This is a genomic window from Halomonas sp. AOP43-D1-4 (genome assembly GCF_052446175.1).
GTDB lineage: Bacteria > Pseudomonadota > Gammaproteobacteria > Pseudomonadales > Halomonadaceae > Vreelandella > Vreelandella citrativorans.
The window spans coordinates 47,213-61,743 of sequence record NZ_JBQSVY010000001.1; the positions used below are offsets into that span (position 1 = coordinate 47,213).

Below are 14,531 nucleotides of genomic sequence, written 5' to 3' on the forward strand. Positions count from 1 at the left end.
TCAAACGAAGGAAGTGCAACTCACCATGAGATGCAGGACGCCTAACTGACCAATTGAGGGCGAAAGCGTTCCGTTCGCCCGCTAAGCAATTTTTTTAAAATCCCACACCCAATGAACAACGTCATAAAAAAACTGGCGGGTGCCCACCACTCAGCCCCGCCTAACGCTGCAACCCCTCCTGATAACAGTAGCGCAACCAATAACGGCAGCGCATAGACAAGCAAGGCTAACAGGGTAATATCGGAACGGCCAAGAGTAAGCGTTACGCTTGTGCCAAGCGGGTAGTGTTCGCAAAGTTGAGTGGGGGCATAAGGGGTTTTGACTTCAATACGCTGATGCTGCTGACGCGCCAACACGCCCATGCCACATCCACGGCCCTGGGCACACTGCTGGCAACTCTCTTTAACCGACACATCGACTAACAGCCCTCGCGGGGTGTAGCCAACAACGCGACCGGCACGCAGCAAGGCATCACTTTCAGATTTCATCAACGCATTAATACCTTGGCTGGACTGATTGAGCTGTAGATCATGCGCACAATGTAAATAAGAAAATTTAGTCAAACTCAACCGATTGAACAATACGCTGAAGCATTGAAGGGGGAACTTCACCAATACCGACGAGCTGCCAGTACTGCTCGCCTTCAGCATATTCGTCAACCGCTATCGACGAAACACCAATTTGGTGGACGCCGCGATTCAAATCTTGCGGCCCCGCTTGAGGCTCGGCAAAAATGCTAATGGTGGCCAAACCGTCGCTATACAAACGCTGATGCGCCTCGTCATCCTGGGAGAATGTCGGCTGAGCGACAAACCCTTCGGGCAGCCATGAAGGCTGCCAAGCGGGCTCTGTGCTGACGGGCAACGCATCAATGACAACCTGACCTGCATAACGCTCGGGCTCATTTAATTGTGTTATTTGAAAGGTTTCTAAAATACGACCCGTTGAATCGCTTAGCACGTGTTTTAACAATAAGCCAGTTGCATTATCCAACCACCACTCATGGGTATAACGCTGCTGGTCATGCGGCTCAAATCGAAGCGTTGCCGCCTCGCGCCCAGCGACTCGGACGTCTTCATCCAGCGAAATATCGTAAAACTGAGAAGCGTGGTCAACCCACCCTTCCAGAGAAGGGAACGCACCGTTTTCGCTTTTTTCTGACCAAGCCAGCTGTCCTACGCGGGAGCGACGCTCGACGCTTACAGAAGGGCCATCAAGCTGCTGAACAACTTGCTGACGAACACCATCCTGAATGCGATGAGAAAGCGCTAGCGTGCGCACATCAATGGCATTAATCGCCACGGCCCGCGCTTGAAACGTATAACAATGGCTCGCCTGTAAACTTCTTTCCAGCCACACCTGAACATTGCCAGATGCATTTTCAGAGGGCACATCCGCACACATGCCCCGTTCATCAGTTTGTGCATAGAGCTGTAAAGGCAACAGGCTAATGCTCAATAACGCAGCAGAAGCCATCCACCTGTTTCGCCAGGTCACCATCATGCGGGTTTATTCCCTTGTCTATCGGTAGCCACTCTTAGCCTGCTGTTACCTGCCATCTTTCAAATGCCTATCTCGAAAACAAGGCATTTTCCCGAGTTATACCTTACGAATACGTGTTTAAAATGCGTATTCAGGTGCCTCACTCCGGAAACATTGTCATAACAGGTTAGCGTTGGCCTAGCGGTTCAGTGACAGAAGAACGCATCAATGGCATCCAGCTTTCGCCATTGCCATAAGCGGCACCCTGAGAATGCTGCTCCAGATACGACTGCAGAAGCCTGATCTGATCAACATCAATAGTGGTACCTTGCTGTGCGGGAGCACTTTGAGCCACGGCGGCTGAAGCGAAACCCGTTTCGCTTACGTTCATTAGCCCGTTTTGCGCTTGACCATTAACCCGAAAAGGCGTTGGTTCAAACATCGGCATACTGGCAGAGGTCATTGACGCTGGCTGCGAGGCGGCAAGGTTGACAGGCTGAACCTGATCCGCTGCACCTCCGCCCGTCGAGGACGTTGCCGCAATAGTGTTGCCTGGCTCAATACTTTCACCGTCAGCACCAAAGAACTGAACACCAGTAATCACCATAAGTGATACCGCTGCTGCAACACCGGCGCCGCGAGCAAAAGAGATGTTACTTGACCGAGCAGGGGTTGACGCTGGGGCGTCAGCCATCATCGGAGCAGGTTCATCCTGTAAACGCGCCATAATACCGGCGGAAAGGTCGGCGCTCACATCAACACTCCGCTCACGCTGCATCATGCTACGAGCCAAGTGGTAACGTCGCCACGTATCTGCCGCATCAGCATCATTTGGCAGTGCCTTCAACACTCGGCGTAGTTCCAGCTCATCACTTTCGCTATCCATTAATGCTGAAAGCGATTCCCGTGTGTTTTGACTCATACTTCACACCCTCACACTGTGTTAAATGAAGCCTTACCGCAGCACGGCAAATAAGCAGCGACCGCTGTAACAACTCCACTGGCCAAGATCTGATAACAACTCGCTTAGTGCAACGCACCTCGCATGATGCTGCCTCATTCTTTGGTACATCAGCCGCTTGATGCGACATGGTAGCTCTAAAGCGTCACGGCTGCTTGTTCTCATCCGTTCAACGGAAGCAACTGATGAGTATGACGCTTTGCCTGCCAGACAGTTCACAAAAAAAGGAAAAACGTAATTTTCTGTGTCCTGACCGTTACCTGCAACTTCCAGCAGCACTGTGTTTATTCAGTTCTATCGACCACTATTCGTCGCGACTGTTCCGTGCAGTCGTCACTAACGGTCGAATGTGTTCATCCACCGCTTCACGCGCGCGAAAAATCCGCGAACGCACAGTCCCCACTGGGCACTGCATTACCTGAGCAATATCTTCGTAGGCAAGGCCATCCAGTTCGCGCAGCGTAATGGCCGTACGTAGATCGTCCGGCAACTTTTCAATCGCCTCAAAAACGGCGGCTTCAAGCTGGTCACGTGCGATAGCGGCTTCTGGCGACTCGGCATCCGCCAATCGGCCACTCTGGTCGACAAGCTCTGCATCCACGATGTCCAGGTCGCTACCAGGTGGTCGTCGGCCCCGAGACACCAGATGGTTTTTAGCCGTATTGATAGCAATGCGATACATCCATGTATAGAAAGCACTTTCAGCACGAAACTTACCGAGCGCTCGATAGGCTTTGATAAACGCTTCCTGGGCCACGTCCTGGACCTCAGAGTGATCGTGTACGTAGCGACCGATCAAACCAATAATTTTATGCTGGTATTTTTTTACCAGCAGATCAAACGCGCGCGTATCACCTTTTTGGGCACGTTCGACAAGCTGTTGATCCGTTTCCCGAGTGCCCATTCACACGCCCCTCCAGCTCGTACGACATGCGTCGAGCCCTATTTCTGTCACCCCATTTGAGCGGGCCTTCACAGCAAGCAGCATAGCGTCCCTTGGGCATTAATTAATGACAATGATGACAGCGGCGACCAATATGCCGCTGTGTTTATGATTCATAACGCTAAGTGTTACGCGTTCTGTACGAGGCATCAAGCGCTTACACACTACTTGCAAAATCTTGAAGCTGACACTGCCCAACGCTTTCAAGTTCCTCAAGAATTGATTTTTACCACCCTGACACGCCATAGTAGGCGTTATTTTTCGCTCACTGCGCACGCATAGGTAGCTAGATGTCAGAACAACAGGTCCATAACCTTAACGTCCTCGCTCAGGATGTCCTCACCACGCCCGACGCACTCAAGCGGGCGGTTCCTCTTACCGATACCGCTGAACGTACGGTCATTGAAGGGCGTCAAACCATTCAGAATATTCTGGATGGTAAAGATCCACGCCTGTTAGTTGTCGTCGGCCCCTGCTCTATCCACGATGTAGACGCAGCGCTGGATTACGCCCGCCGCTTGCGCAAACTGGCCGACCAGGTCAACGATAGTCTTTATATCGTGATGCGCGTGTATTTTGAAAAGCCTCGCACAACGGTCGGCTGGAAAGGCCTTATCAACGACCCGCACCTCAACGACTCCTTTGAGATTGATGAAGGCCTGCATATTGCGCGCAAGCTGCTGGTCGACCTGGCGGACATTGGCTTGCCGCTGGCGACCGAAGCACTCGACCCCATTTCGCCTCAATATCTGCAAGACTGTATCAGTTGGTCAGCGATTGGTGCACGTACCACTGAGTCACAAACCCACCGCGAAATGGCCTCAGGCCTCTCCTCACCGGTCGGTTTTAAGAACGGAACCGATGGCAGCCTGGACGTCGCTATCAATGCGCTGCAGTCCGTGGCGAGCCCGCATAATTTCCTGGGCATTAACCCAGCCGGTCAAGTAGCCATTATTCGCACCCGGGGTAACGCATACGGCCACGTCGTTCTACGGGGCGGTAACGGCAAACCCAATTACGACAGTGTTAGCGTGACGCTGGCTGAAAAAGAGCTTAAAAAAGCCAATCTTTCTGCCAATATCATGATCGACTGTTCTCACGCCAACTCTAATAAAGACGCGGCTTTACAGCCATTGGTATTGGAGAACGTGACCAACCAAATCCTTGAAGGCAACACCTCTATCATCGGCCTGATGGTGGAATCCAATATCGGCTGGGGCAATCAAAAAGTCCCCGCGGACCTAAGCCAACTGCAGTACGGCGTCTCCATTACGGATGCCTGCATCGACTGGGATACGACGGTAGAAACGTTTACCCGCATGAACGATAAGCTGGCACCGGCACTTGCCAAGCGCATTGCGCAGTAACCTGACTGCATGCACATGCCCCGCTATGGCGTATGCCATAGCGGGGGGGGGCAGATGATTACAGGTGGCTTATGGGTGAATCTCGCGCCTGAACGGTGGTAAAGCATCCAGTAGCGCCTGACCGTAGCGCCGGGTAATCACACGCTTGTCCAACAACGTAATGACCCCTTGGTCGCTCTCTTTACGAATCAGCCGCCCACAGGCCTGCACCAGTTTAATCGAGGCATCCGGCACGCTAATACGCATAAACGAGTTCCCGCCCTGGCTCTCGATCCATTCGGCAAGCGTCGCCCCTACGGGGTCATCCGGCACTGAAAACGGCAGCCGCGTGATCACCACGTGGGTCAAATAGTCACCAGGCAGATCAATCCCTTCAGCAAAACTGGCTAGCCCAAAAATAATACTGCCTTTGCCCTTGTCGACCGCCGCGCGGTGCCGCTCAATTAACTCTCTTTTGGGCAGCGCATCCTGGGCAAGCACCCGCTCTCTGATGGCCGCTGGCAGACTTTTCTCTACCGCGCGAAGCTGCGCACGAGAAGAAAACAGCACCAGGGCCGCCTCTTTATCGGTCAATTGCGTGACAAACTGAGCGATCGCATTTTCATGTGCATCGCGATCACCCGGGTCCGTCGCCTCCTTTGGCACACGCAGCACCGCATTGGCATAATCAAACGGGCTGGGCAACGCCTGGTAGCGGTACCGATTAGCCAACCCGGCGCGCTCCTGAATGCGTTCAAATCGACCCAGTGCAGTAAGCGTTGCCGAGGTGACCACTGCACCATGGCAGCGCCCCCACAAATGCTTGGCAAGCGTATGGGCCGCTGATACAGGGCTTGCAGAAAACTCAATCTCAGGCTCACCCGCCACCCGACTTAGCGTAAGCCACCGGGCACTTGGCGGCGCGTTAGGAGCATCCTGTTCACTAAACGCTTGCCATAAGGCGTGGGCCTCCAGGGCGCGGCCATGCAGCAGAGCGACCAGTGGCAACCAGCTTTCCGCTTGCTCGCGATCAAGCCCGGTCTGTTTATCAGGATCAAGGCTTTCACGCAGAATCTCGCTGATGCTTTCCAGACAGCGTGAGAGCGTGGCAAACATCACCAGCAGTTGCTGCGCCTGTTCACGCAGTGCATCAGGCACCTGGCCTTTTTCAAACCGCGATTGCAGTGTGTTTTCTTCATCGGACAGCCCATTGGGCCGCCCTGCCAGCTGGTGCCCTACGCTAAACACATCGCCTAGTACAGGTTCCAGGCCATGGATGGCCTCGGGCAGGCTTGCCAGTAAGCGCGCGATGGTGGGCTGCACCGCCAACGCCTGATTCAGGTCGGTCAAACTGCTTTTAAGCGTGTTTAACCAACGCACACAGCCGTGTACGGCAAACCGGTGGGCGAAATGCGAAAGCGCCTTATCAGGCAGGTGATGGCCTTCATCAAAGACAAAAATGCAGTCGGCAGGATCCGGCAAAATCGCCCCACCTCCCAGCGCCAAATCCGCCAGCACCAGGTCATGGTTGGCAACGATAACATCCGCATTTTCAAGATCACGACGCGAGCGAAAAAAAGCACAGGCGCCAAAGTGGCCACAGCGCCTACCGGTGCATTGGCGGTGGTCTACTGTTAGCCGCCGCCAGTGGGCATCATCAATGGTGGTGGGCCAGTTATCGCGGTCGCCCTCCCACTTACCCTGCCCATAGGCGTCCGTCATATCAGTAGCAAGCACGGTAAAATCGCTGCTTTCAGTTTGCAGCGACTGCTCGAATAGCGAAAGCGTCGGGTTAGGCTCAGCGCCTTCCATTACCTGGTCCAGCTTGGCCACACACACATATCGGCCGCGACCTTTCGCCAACGCGTAGCGAAAGGCAATGCCACTATGGCTGGCAAGCGCGGGCAAGTCTTGGTTCAGCACTTGCTCTTGCAAGGCAACCGTAGCGGTCGAAATGACCAGCCGCTTACCACGCGCTTTCGCAATAGGTAATGCAGCGATCAGATACGCCAGCGTTTTGCCGGTACCGGTGCCTGCCTCCAGCACACAGACATGACTGTCGCTGGTGCGCTTGCCTTCGCTATCGCTTTCGATGTCCCCTAACGTGCGGGCAATCTCAGCAATCATCAGGCGCTGCCCGTAGCGTGGCGTCAGCTCAAGCTTTTCCACCACGCGACGATAAGCGTCCTGAATATCGCTTTTTAGGGCATCATCAAGCATGTGCTTTACAGCATACCTTCCGGCGGATGTTCGCAGGGCAGTTTGCCGTTGATATAGCGTTCGATCTCAGGCAATGAGAAGGCATCTTCTTCGCCCACAAAGCTGATGGAAACGCCTTTGGCGCCTGCACGACCGGTACGACCAATACGGTGAACGTAGTCTTCCGGGTCTTCAGGCAGCGTGTAGTTGATGACGTGGCTTACGTCTTCAATGTGAATTCCGCGGCCTGCCACATCCGTAGCAACCAACACTTGAATATCACCTTCGCGGAAACGCTCAAGCGTAGTGATGCGCTGGTTTTGCGGTACGTCACCCGACAGCATGGCCGCACTGATACCGGCTTTTTTCAGCAGGTCATCCAGCTTACGAACCAAATCGCGGCGATTACCGAATACCATCACACGCTCAAAGCTCTCTTGCTCAAGCAGGTTTACCAGCAGGCGCTGCTTATCGTCGTCCGAGACGAGATAAACACGCTGGTCAATATCCGCCTGGTTTTCAACCGTGACTTCAATCTCAACGTGGGCTGGGTTAACCGTCCACTGATTGGCCAGATTGAGAATATCGTCGGTAAAGGTGGCAGAAAACAGGAACGTCTGGCGCTCTTCTGTCTTCGGCGTGTAGCGAATAATACGCTTCACGTCAGGAATAAAGCCCATCGACAGCATACGGTCGGCTTCATCCAATACCAGCACTTCCACTTCAGAAAGGTCGATATCACGCTTTTGATGGAAATCCAGCAAGCGGCCTGGCGTTGCGACCAGGATATCAATCTTTTTGCCCAGACTTTCGCGCTGCTTTTGATAGTCCATCCCACCAACAACGCTGGCCACGTTCAACTGCGTAAAGCGAGCAAGCGCCTTGGCGTCTTTTTCGATTTGCAGGGCCAACTCACGCGTAGGCGCAATAATCAGTGCTCGCGGCGCACCGGGCTTTTGACCATCAGGTGCAGGCTCTTCAAGGAAGTACGCCATTACCGAGATCAAAAATGCAGCCGTCTTGCCGGTACCGGTTTGCGCTTTACCCACTATATCGCCACCCAGCAGCGTTGCACGTAGCGCTTCAGCCTGGATCGGTGTGCAGTATTCAAACCCTTGGGCATGAATGGCGCGCATCAACGGTAGCGGCAGATCAAAGTCATGAAAGCGCCATTTGCCAGCCACGGCAGGCACCTGAAACTGACGAAGATCCCAGCTAGACTGGCGGCGACGCGGTTTCCGACGGCGACGTTTCGGCTTGCGGTTCTGGGCCGATGCTATGGTCTGTTCCGACTCGCTCATAGGCTATGTATCTGTCCATTACTGTGAATGTTAGGCATCACGAAGCGCGTATTGTATCAGGGGTTGGCGCTAAGAGCGCGTCCTGCTGTCGAAGGTAGGCCAGAGCCTGTTAGAATATGGCTTAATTCGACATAAGGAGCGCGACATGACGCGTAAGAAAAAAACACGTTCTTTGGCTGACAAGGTGACGATTCGCACCGGGCGCCGCAAAGACTATAAACAGTGGCGCCATGATAACCCCGACCAAGTGACCTCATCACGCCGTTTTGTCGCCAAAAAGCAGCAGCAGCGTAAACTTCAGGCAGAGCGCAAGCTGGCGCGCCAACAGGAGGGCCAAAGTATCGCCATCCATCCTGACAAAGAGGCGGATCATACGCCAGAGGATAAATCGTAATGCGATTGGTTTCTTTCAACATCAACGGCATCCGCGCTCGGCTTCATCAGTTGCAGGCCTTGATTGATACCCAGCAGCCTGACGTTATAGGCCTGCAGGAAACCAAAGTACAGGACAGCGAGTTCCCCCTGGCCGATGTAGAGGCTATGGGCTATCACGTCTATTACCATGGGCAAAAAGGCCACTATGGGGTGGCGTTAATGTGCCGCCAAAAGCCCCAGGACATCTTTTATGGCTTTCCCGATGATGGCGAAGAAGCGCAGCGGCGCATGATTGGCGTACGCTTGCTGGCTAACGACGGCGAATCAGTCACCGTTTGGAACGGCTACTTCCCACAGGGTGAAAACGTTAGCCATCCGACGAAATTTCCCCATAAAGCGCACTTTTACCGCCAACTCACAAGTCTGCTCAACAAACATTACCGTGCGGACGAGCGTCTAGCGATTATGGGTGATTTTAACATTTCACCTGAAGATCAGGATATCGGTATTGGCGAGGCAAGCCGCAAGCGCTGGCTGCGTGAAGGCAAAGCAAGTTTTCAGCCGATTGAGCGCGAATGGCTGGCGGGCATCAAAGCCTGGGGACTAACCGACAGCTATCGCCTTTGCTACCCAGAGAACAATGAGCGGTTCAGTTGGTTTGATTATCGTTCCAAAGGCTTTGACCGCGAGCCCAAACGTGGCCTACGGATCGACTATATTCTAGTAACACAGCCGCTTGCCGACTGCATTCAGGCAGCGGGGATCGATTATGAGCTGCGCGCTATGGAACGCCCCTCCGACCATGCACCGACCTGGAGCGATTTTGCGATTACGCTCAGTACTTCTGACGTTAATTGAAATTGGCCAGCCACTGGCTGGCTTCTTCATCGCCCAACTCAGCTGCCTGAAAAAGTGCCTGCTCGGCCTGCTCTTCATTTCCCCAGGCATAAGCCAACTGCCCATATTGGCGCCAGTCCTTGGCCGCTTGGGTATATTCAGCCAATGCCTGCCAGGCACTTAGCGCATTGTCGACGTGCCGGGCCTGTTGCCAGGACGTGGCGAGCAAGCGTAACGAGTGCTCATCTCGCTCAAGCTCCCCCTTCGCCAAGGCATTTTCCACATGTTCAGCGGCCCGCGCAGGCGTTCCTCCGCTTCGATGCAACTGAACCAGTAGCCAAAAGTCATCCTTTGTTTCCAGCTTGCCCAACTGCCACGCCATTTCCCACAAGCCAGCGGCAACGCCTGGCTGGCCTGCCTGCTGGGCAAGCCCCGCTGCCTGCTGCCACGCGTCTCTATCGCTTTGTGGGCCCAGGCCTTCAACCAACCAGCCAAGCGCCTGCTCGCTTTGCCCTGAATGTCGTAGTACGGCAAGCGCCAGTGCTTGCTGGCTCTCATCAAGCGCTTGTGTTTGCTCAACGGCCTGATTCAGCCGCTCAGCGGCAGCATCCCACTGCGCCTCTTGCGCCATCAGACGCACCAACTGCCATAGCGCGGCGATATCCTGCTCGCTCTCTAGCCATTCGCTCAATAAATCAATGGCCTGCTCATTTTGCCCCGCCACACGCCGCAGCGACGCTTCTTCACGCAACCAACGCGCTGCCTGCTCTGCACCCACACCGCTGGTCTGACGCGCCAATGCGAGATGATCAGCGGCCTGAGCAGGCTTTTCCTGGCGAGCCAAAGCGCTTGCCGCCAGCTGATGGTAGAGCGCACTGGCCCAACGATCAGAAACATTTCCTCCAGCCAATCGATTCGCCTGGGCGGTGGCGCGTTCAGCCACGGTCTCAAACGCACCACTTTGCAACTGCTCTTGCTGCATTTTCAAATCACGAATGATGTCACCCGAAAGCGGTGCATCGGCCTGGGCGGCAGAAGCCCAGACACTGAACATTAGAATCCATGCTAAACGCTGCATTCCGCTACCTCAATTGAAACTCTATGCGCTGTGTGGCACGCCGGATCTGCTGGCTGCTGGCAAACTGCCACTGCCCAATAGCCTTTTGGGCGGCGTCATCAAATACACGCCGTGGCTGAGAATTCGTTACTCGAACGGAGGACCGGTCAACGCTACCATCGCGACGAATAATAAATTCCACCTCAACGAACCCTTCCATACCTCTGCGCTGCGCGCGCGGTGGATAATTGGGGTTAACACGATTGGTAGGCGCCACCTGCCCGACACTTACTGGCTCGTTGGAAGGCGGCGCTTCGGCTACCGGGGCCGCTTCACGCTGAGCGGGTGCCTCCGTGGGCGTCTCTACTGGCGCTGCTTCCTTCGGCGGCTCTGGGGATGGCTCAGGTGCAGGTTCCGGCTGCGGTGCGGGCTGAGGCTCGGGTTGAGGTTCGGGCGCTATTTCCGTTAACTCCGGCAGCTCATCATCCATCTCCACCGGCTCGACGGGTACGTCAGGTAGCTCTACATCAGGCAGCGTAATAGCACTATCGGTTACCGGAGGCGGCTCGGGTGTCGGCATGGGCGGCGGCGCCTGCTGAGGCGTGGCTTGCGCAGGCTGCGGCGCTGGCGCCTCTTGCTCAGGCGCCACTTCTGGCGCTTCCACCATATTCATGGTCATGGTCATTATCGGCGTTTCAGGCTCGCTTTCTGGCGGCGTTACCAGTAGCGCCAGCAGCCAAAATAGACCCACTGCCAGCGTAATTCCCACCAGAAAGGACACCGCATGACGCATCATGGCGCACTCCGGCTCGCAGCGACGGCCACCTGCTCTACCCCAGCCTCTTTAAGGCGATCCATAACTTCAATGAGCAGCCCGGTCGTCGATGCCTGGTCCGCCTGAATCACGGCAGACCCTTGCTCGGTCAACATACCGGCCACTTCCCGCCCTACGTGATGGACATCCACTGGCTTACCGTCCACCCAGACAGCACCTTCAGGCGTAATAGCCACCAGCACCTGCGCTTCCGGGCGTGGACTCGCCGCACTCGATTCCGGGCGTTCAATCTCGATACCGCTCTCTTTAATAAAACTGGTCGTTACGATAAAGAAGATCAGCATAATGAACACCACATCGAGCATGGGCGTCAGGTTGACTTCATTGCTTTCTGCGTTTGCGTCCATTGAACGGCGTCTACGCATCACTCTCCTCCAAGGCACGTGCCAGCCGGTCATGCAACCGCTGATCTTCTCGACGAATCACGTGCTCTAAACGACTAATAAACAGAAGCCCCACGACCGCAATCGCCATGCCGGTTAACGTAGGCAGCGTTGCACGCGCCACGCCATCAGCCATCGCGCGCGCTTGATGCGTATCACTCATCGAGAGACTATCAAATACGGTAATCATGCCGGTAACAGTACCCAGCAGGCCCAGCAAGGGGCAGAGCGCGACCAGCAGCTTTAACCAGGGCAGCGGACGACGAAGCCTGGCCACTAGTGCTTCTGTCCACACGTGGCGTAGCGTGCGCGCGCTCCAGCTGCGGTGGTCGCGGCGCTCCGCCCAGCGACGAATCAACTGCCGACGGGCGGAACGCCAGGTAATGCGGTAGTACCACCAGCGCTCTATCGCCATGCCGAACACCAGCACCGCGACCAACGCCAGCACGACCAGAACCGCACCACCGGCATCGACTAACCGCTCTACCGGTTCAAGCCAGAGAGGTAGCGTGGGCATATCAATTCACCGACGTAGCATGAGCAGTAGATTGAGCTTCCAAATGATCCGCCAAGGTCGCACTCGCCTCGCCTTCAATCACCTGGCTTAAGTGACGGCTGCGGCTTGAAAGCGCCGTTTGCGCAAACAGCAAAGGCACCGCCGTAATGAGGCCCAGCACCGTGGTGACCAATGCCTGGCTAATCCCCCCTGCCATGAGCTGCGGATCGCCAGTGCCAAACACGGTAATCGCCTGAAACGTTACAATCATGCCGGTCACCGTTCCTAACAACCCCAGCAGCGGTGCAATAGCAGCCAATAGCTTAACAATGGGCTGACCCCGCTCAATGCGCGGCAGCTCTGCTAGTACCGCTTCATCCAAACGTGCTTCTAACGCTTCAGGGGTTTGGTGCTTATCCATCTCTTTAAAGCGAAGCAACACGCGGCCTAGTGGGTTATTCGACTGCAACTGATTAAGCGACTGACGTTGACGGCGCACACGAAGACTCTGTAGCACCAAGTAAGCATATTGCCCCAACGCCACCAATAGACCCAACACCCCTAGCACGACGATGACATAACCGACGTACCCGCCCTGCTGGAAACGCTCCCACAGGCTAGGACGTTGAGAAAGCGCCTGTAAAACGGGGCCTTGAGTGGGGTCAATCAGGAATTCCCTGCTTTCTCCCTGATGGTACGCCGCGAGCACACTTTGAATTTCGTCTGGCGTACGCGGCGCTTCGGCCAAATGACTGACGTCACCATCTTGCTGAAGTAGTGCATTTTCCGTAAACGCGGCGAAGTCACCCAATCGAACCACGTTACGGGGCGCGATCGTGCCGCCGGAATCCGCGACCGGAAGCTCCAAACGTTCAACCTGCCCGGTTTTTGCAGCCAGCGTTGCCAGGCTGTCGACCACGTTTTCTAGCTGACGACGCTCAAGCACTTCCGCGTTATCCAGGCGAGGCGGCAGTATCTCTTCTTGCAAGGTTAACCAGCTATCTTCACCCAATGCGTTGCGCACTTCGGTACTGTGTCGCGCAAGGTTGGCCAACAAGCCGGAAAGCGCTTCACCCTGTTCGTTCTGGCGCTCGGTTAACTCACTGGCCTGCTCAGCCTGCTCGGTTTGCTGGGCTTGCAGCGCCTCACGCTGCTCCTCGGCTGACTGGTGGGCGGCGCGAGCCTCTTCAAGCGCTGCATTTAACGCTTGCTGATCTTCCAAAAAGCGCGCCAAGCGCTCCTGATCACGCGCCTCAGCGGCCTGGCGTGCTTCGCGTAGCGATGAAACAGGCTCACTTTGCGCCGAGACGCCGAAACTGACGGCGACAAGCCCCACCAACAAACCAGCACTTACCAGGCGTTGCAGACGTTGACGATTGACGCTCATGGCTGACCTCCCTGCTGTTCTGCAACGGTAATGGATAGCGGCAACCTCAATAGATCCGGCGTGCGCTGGTCAGCGGCGATGCGCAGACCATTGCGGACTTCGCGCCGTGCTCGCTCATCCAACGGTAGCCATTCATGGTTGGCGGCATCCCAAACACCGCCTTCCCGAGCGTCTGGCGTCAGGTAGTAAAATCCAATTCTACCGACGCGTAGATAATCTACTTCCCGAGCATTGTCTTCAGGGCTTTGCAAACGTCCGCGCCAGTTATCAATGTCACGGCCGTATTCAAGCTCTACTCGCCATGCTTCTAATAAGCCGTTGATCCGCTCAACGGTGTTGCTGCTCTGCGCCTCATCAGAGTGCACGACTCGAGCCAAGCGCTCATCGCGCAAGAACGGCATATCCTGCTCAATCCAGCGCGTTAGCTGTGCTTGCATATCCTGCTCGATAAGCGGTAGCGCCGCGCGTGTCTCTTCCAGGGTATTCAGTGCAGTACTTAAACGCTTCTGACGTTCGGCTTCTTCTACCAAACGCGCACTTAGCGACGCGTTTGTGGCCTCCATTTGGCGAGTCTCACGCTCTAGCCGACGTAACTCTTCTAGCGCGCCCCGGGTCTCTTCATCGGCTGCATCAATTTGCTGCTGCAGGGCCGCCTGGGTTTGTTGGGCTTCTACGCTCTGGGCCGCCTGGCCCGCTGTTTCATCGCTTGCCATTAGCCCACCGCTGACTAGCACGAAGGCTAAGCAACACGTACGCACGGCAAAGAAAGACCTGTTCAGCACGTCGACTCTCCGTTACTGCCTAGCGAGCTTTACCATTAGCCACACTAGAAACCAATTAAGTATAAGAACGATTTGCGTTTAAATTCTACGCGTTAGCCTACCACCATCTCAATAAATGACAATATTTATCATTAACATTAAGACGTT

15 protein-coding genes are annotated in these 14,531 nt (G+C 55.2%); 3 read left to right on the forward strand and 12 right to left on the reverse strand.

Annotated elements, in window-relative coordinates; translation table 11 throughout:
- Positions 1-41: 41 nt before the first annotated feature.
- From ACT3RQ_RS00200 to rpoE, 4 genes are all read right to left on the reverse strand, one after another.
- Positions 42-488 (reverse strand): SoxR reducing system RseC family protein, encoded by a 447-nt coding sequence (locus ACT3RQ_RS00200; protein WP_444621432.1) that lies wholly within the window; start codon positions 486-488, stop codon positions 42-44.
- 67 nt (positions 489-555) lie between these two features.
- On the reverse strand, positions 556-1,503 hold the full coding sequence (locus ACT3RQ_RS00205; protein ID WP_444638908.1) for a MucB/RseB C-terminal domain-containing protein: 948 nt from the start codon (positions 1,501-1,503) through the stop codon (positions 556-558).
- Positions 1,504-1,669: 166 nt separating this feature from the next.
- Positions 1,670-2,404 carry a sigma-E factor negative regulatory protein gene (locus tag ACT3RQ_RS00210; RefSeq protein WP_444638906.1) on the reverse strand — a complete coding sequence of 245 codons (735 nt, stop codon included), beginning with the start codon at positions 2,402-2,404 and terminating at the stop codon, positions 1,670-1,672.
- Positions 2,405-2,747: 343 nt separating this feature from the next.
- Positions 2,748-3,347: an RNA polymerase sigma factor RpoE gene (rpoE, locus tag ACT3RQ_RS00215; RefSeq protein ID WP_172116400.1), complete on the reverse strand. Its 600-nt coding sequence runs from the start codon at positions 3,345-3,347 to the stop codon at positions 2,748-2,750.
- Positions 3,348-3,676: 329 nt separating this feature from the next.
- Between rpoE and ACT3RQ_RS00220 the strand changes: the two genes are divergently transcribed.
- Entirely contained in the window at positions 3,677-4,753 is a 1,077-nt protein-coding gene (locus ACT3RQ_RS00220; protein WP_444630128.1) for a 3-deoxy-7-phosphoheptulonate synthase, read from the forward strand.
- A gap of 69 nt (positions 4,754-4,822) precedes the next feature.
- Here the strand turns inward: ACT3RQ_RS00220 and dinG are convergent, their stop codons facing one another.
- Together dinG and rhlB are read right to left on the reverse strand one after the other, a co-directional pair.
- Positions 4,823-6,952 carry an ATP-dependent DNA helicase DinG gene (dinG, locus tag ACT3RQ_RS00225; RefSeq protein WP_444638905.1) on the reverse strand — a complete coding sequence of 710 codons (2,130 nt, stop codon included), beginning with the start codon at positions 6,950-6,952 and terminating at the stop codon, positions 4,823-4,825.
- Between the two features lie 5 nt (positions 6,953-6,957).
- On the reverse strand, positions 6,958-8,232 hold the full coding sequence (gene rhlB, locus ACT3RQ_RS00230; RefSeq protein WP_441677079.1) for an ATP-dependent RNA helicase RhlB: 1,275 nt from the start codon (positions 8,230-8,232) through the stop codon (positions 6,958-6,960).
- A gap of 145 nt (positions 8,233-8,377) precedes the next feature.
- Between rhlB and ACT3RQ_RS00235 the strand changes: the two genes are divergently transcribed.
- Both ACT3RQ_RS00235 and xthA read left to right on the forward strand, forming a co-directional pair.
- Positions 8,378-8,626 (forward strand): hypothetical protein, encoded by a 249-nt coding sequence (locus ACT3RQ_RS00235; protein ID WP_172116396.1) that lies wholly within the window; start codon positions 8,378-8,380, stop codon positions 8,624-8,626.
- Positions 8,626-9,465, forward strand: a complete 840-nt coding sequence (xthA, locus tag ACT3RQ_RS00240; RefSeq protein ID WP_193056307.1) for an exodeoxyribonuclease III — start codon at positions 8,626-8,628, stop codon at positions 9,463-9,465. Before ACT3RQ_RS00235 ends, xthA begins: the two co-directional genes overlap by 1 nt.
- On the opposite strand, the gene ACT3RQ_RS00245 is transcribed toward xthA, so the two are convergent.
- Genes ACT3RQ_RS00245 through ACT3RQ_RS00270 form a run of 6 tightly spaced genes read right to left on the reverse strand, consistent with a single transcriptional unit; the run spans position 9,458 to position 14,384 of the window.
- Positions 9,458-10,522 carry a hypothetical protein gene (locus tag ACT3RQ_RS00245; protein WP_193056306.1) on the reverse strand — a complete coding sequence of 355 codons (1,065 nt, stop codon included), beginning with the start codon at positions 10,520-10,522 and terminating at the stop codon, positions 9,458-9,460. The two genes, xthA and ACT3RQ_RS00245, sit on opposite strands and share 8 nt — an antisense overlap.
- A gap of 4 nt (positions 10,523-10,526) precedes the next feature.
- Positions 10,527-11,297, reverse strand: a complete 771-nt coding sequence (locus ACT3RQ_RS00250; RefSeq protein WP_193056305.1) for an energy transducer TonB — start codon at positions 11,295-11,297, stop codon at positions 10,527-10,529.
- Positions 11,294-11,701, reverse strand: coding sequence for an ExbD/TolR family protein (locus ACT3RQ_RS00255; protein ID WP_193056304.1), 408 nt, complete (start codon positions 11,699-11,701; stop codon positions 11,294-11,296). The genes ACT3RQ_RS00250 and ACT3RQ_RS00255 overlap by 4 nt, the downstream gene beginning before the upstream one ends.
- Entirely contained in the window at positions 11,694-12,236 is a 543-nt protein-coding gene (locus ACT3RQ_RS00260) for a MotA/TolQ/ExbB proton channel family protein (RefSeq protein ID WP_172116391.1), read from the reverse strand. Before ACT3RQ_RS00260 ends, ACT3RQ_RS00255 begins: the two co-directional genes overlap by 8 nt.
- 1 nt (position 12,237) lies before the next feature.
- Entirely contained in the window at positions 12,238-13,602 is a 1,365-nt protein-coding gene (locus ACT3RQ_RS00265) for a MotA/TolQ/ExbB proton channel family protein (protein WP_193056303.1), read from the reverse strand.
- A complete protein-coding gene (locus ACT3RQ_RS00270) occupies positions 13,599-14,384 on the reverse strand; it encodes a DUF3450 family protein (protein ID WP_193056302.1) in 786 nt (261 codons plus the stop codon). The genes ACT3RQ_RS00265 and ACT3RQ_RS00270 overlap by 4 nt, the downstream gene beginning before the upstream one ends.
- Positions 14,385-14,531: the final 147 nt, after the last annotated feature.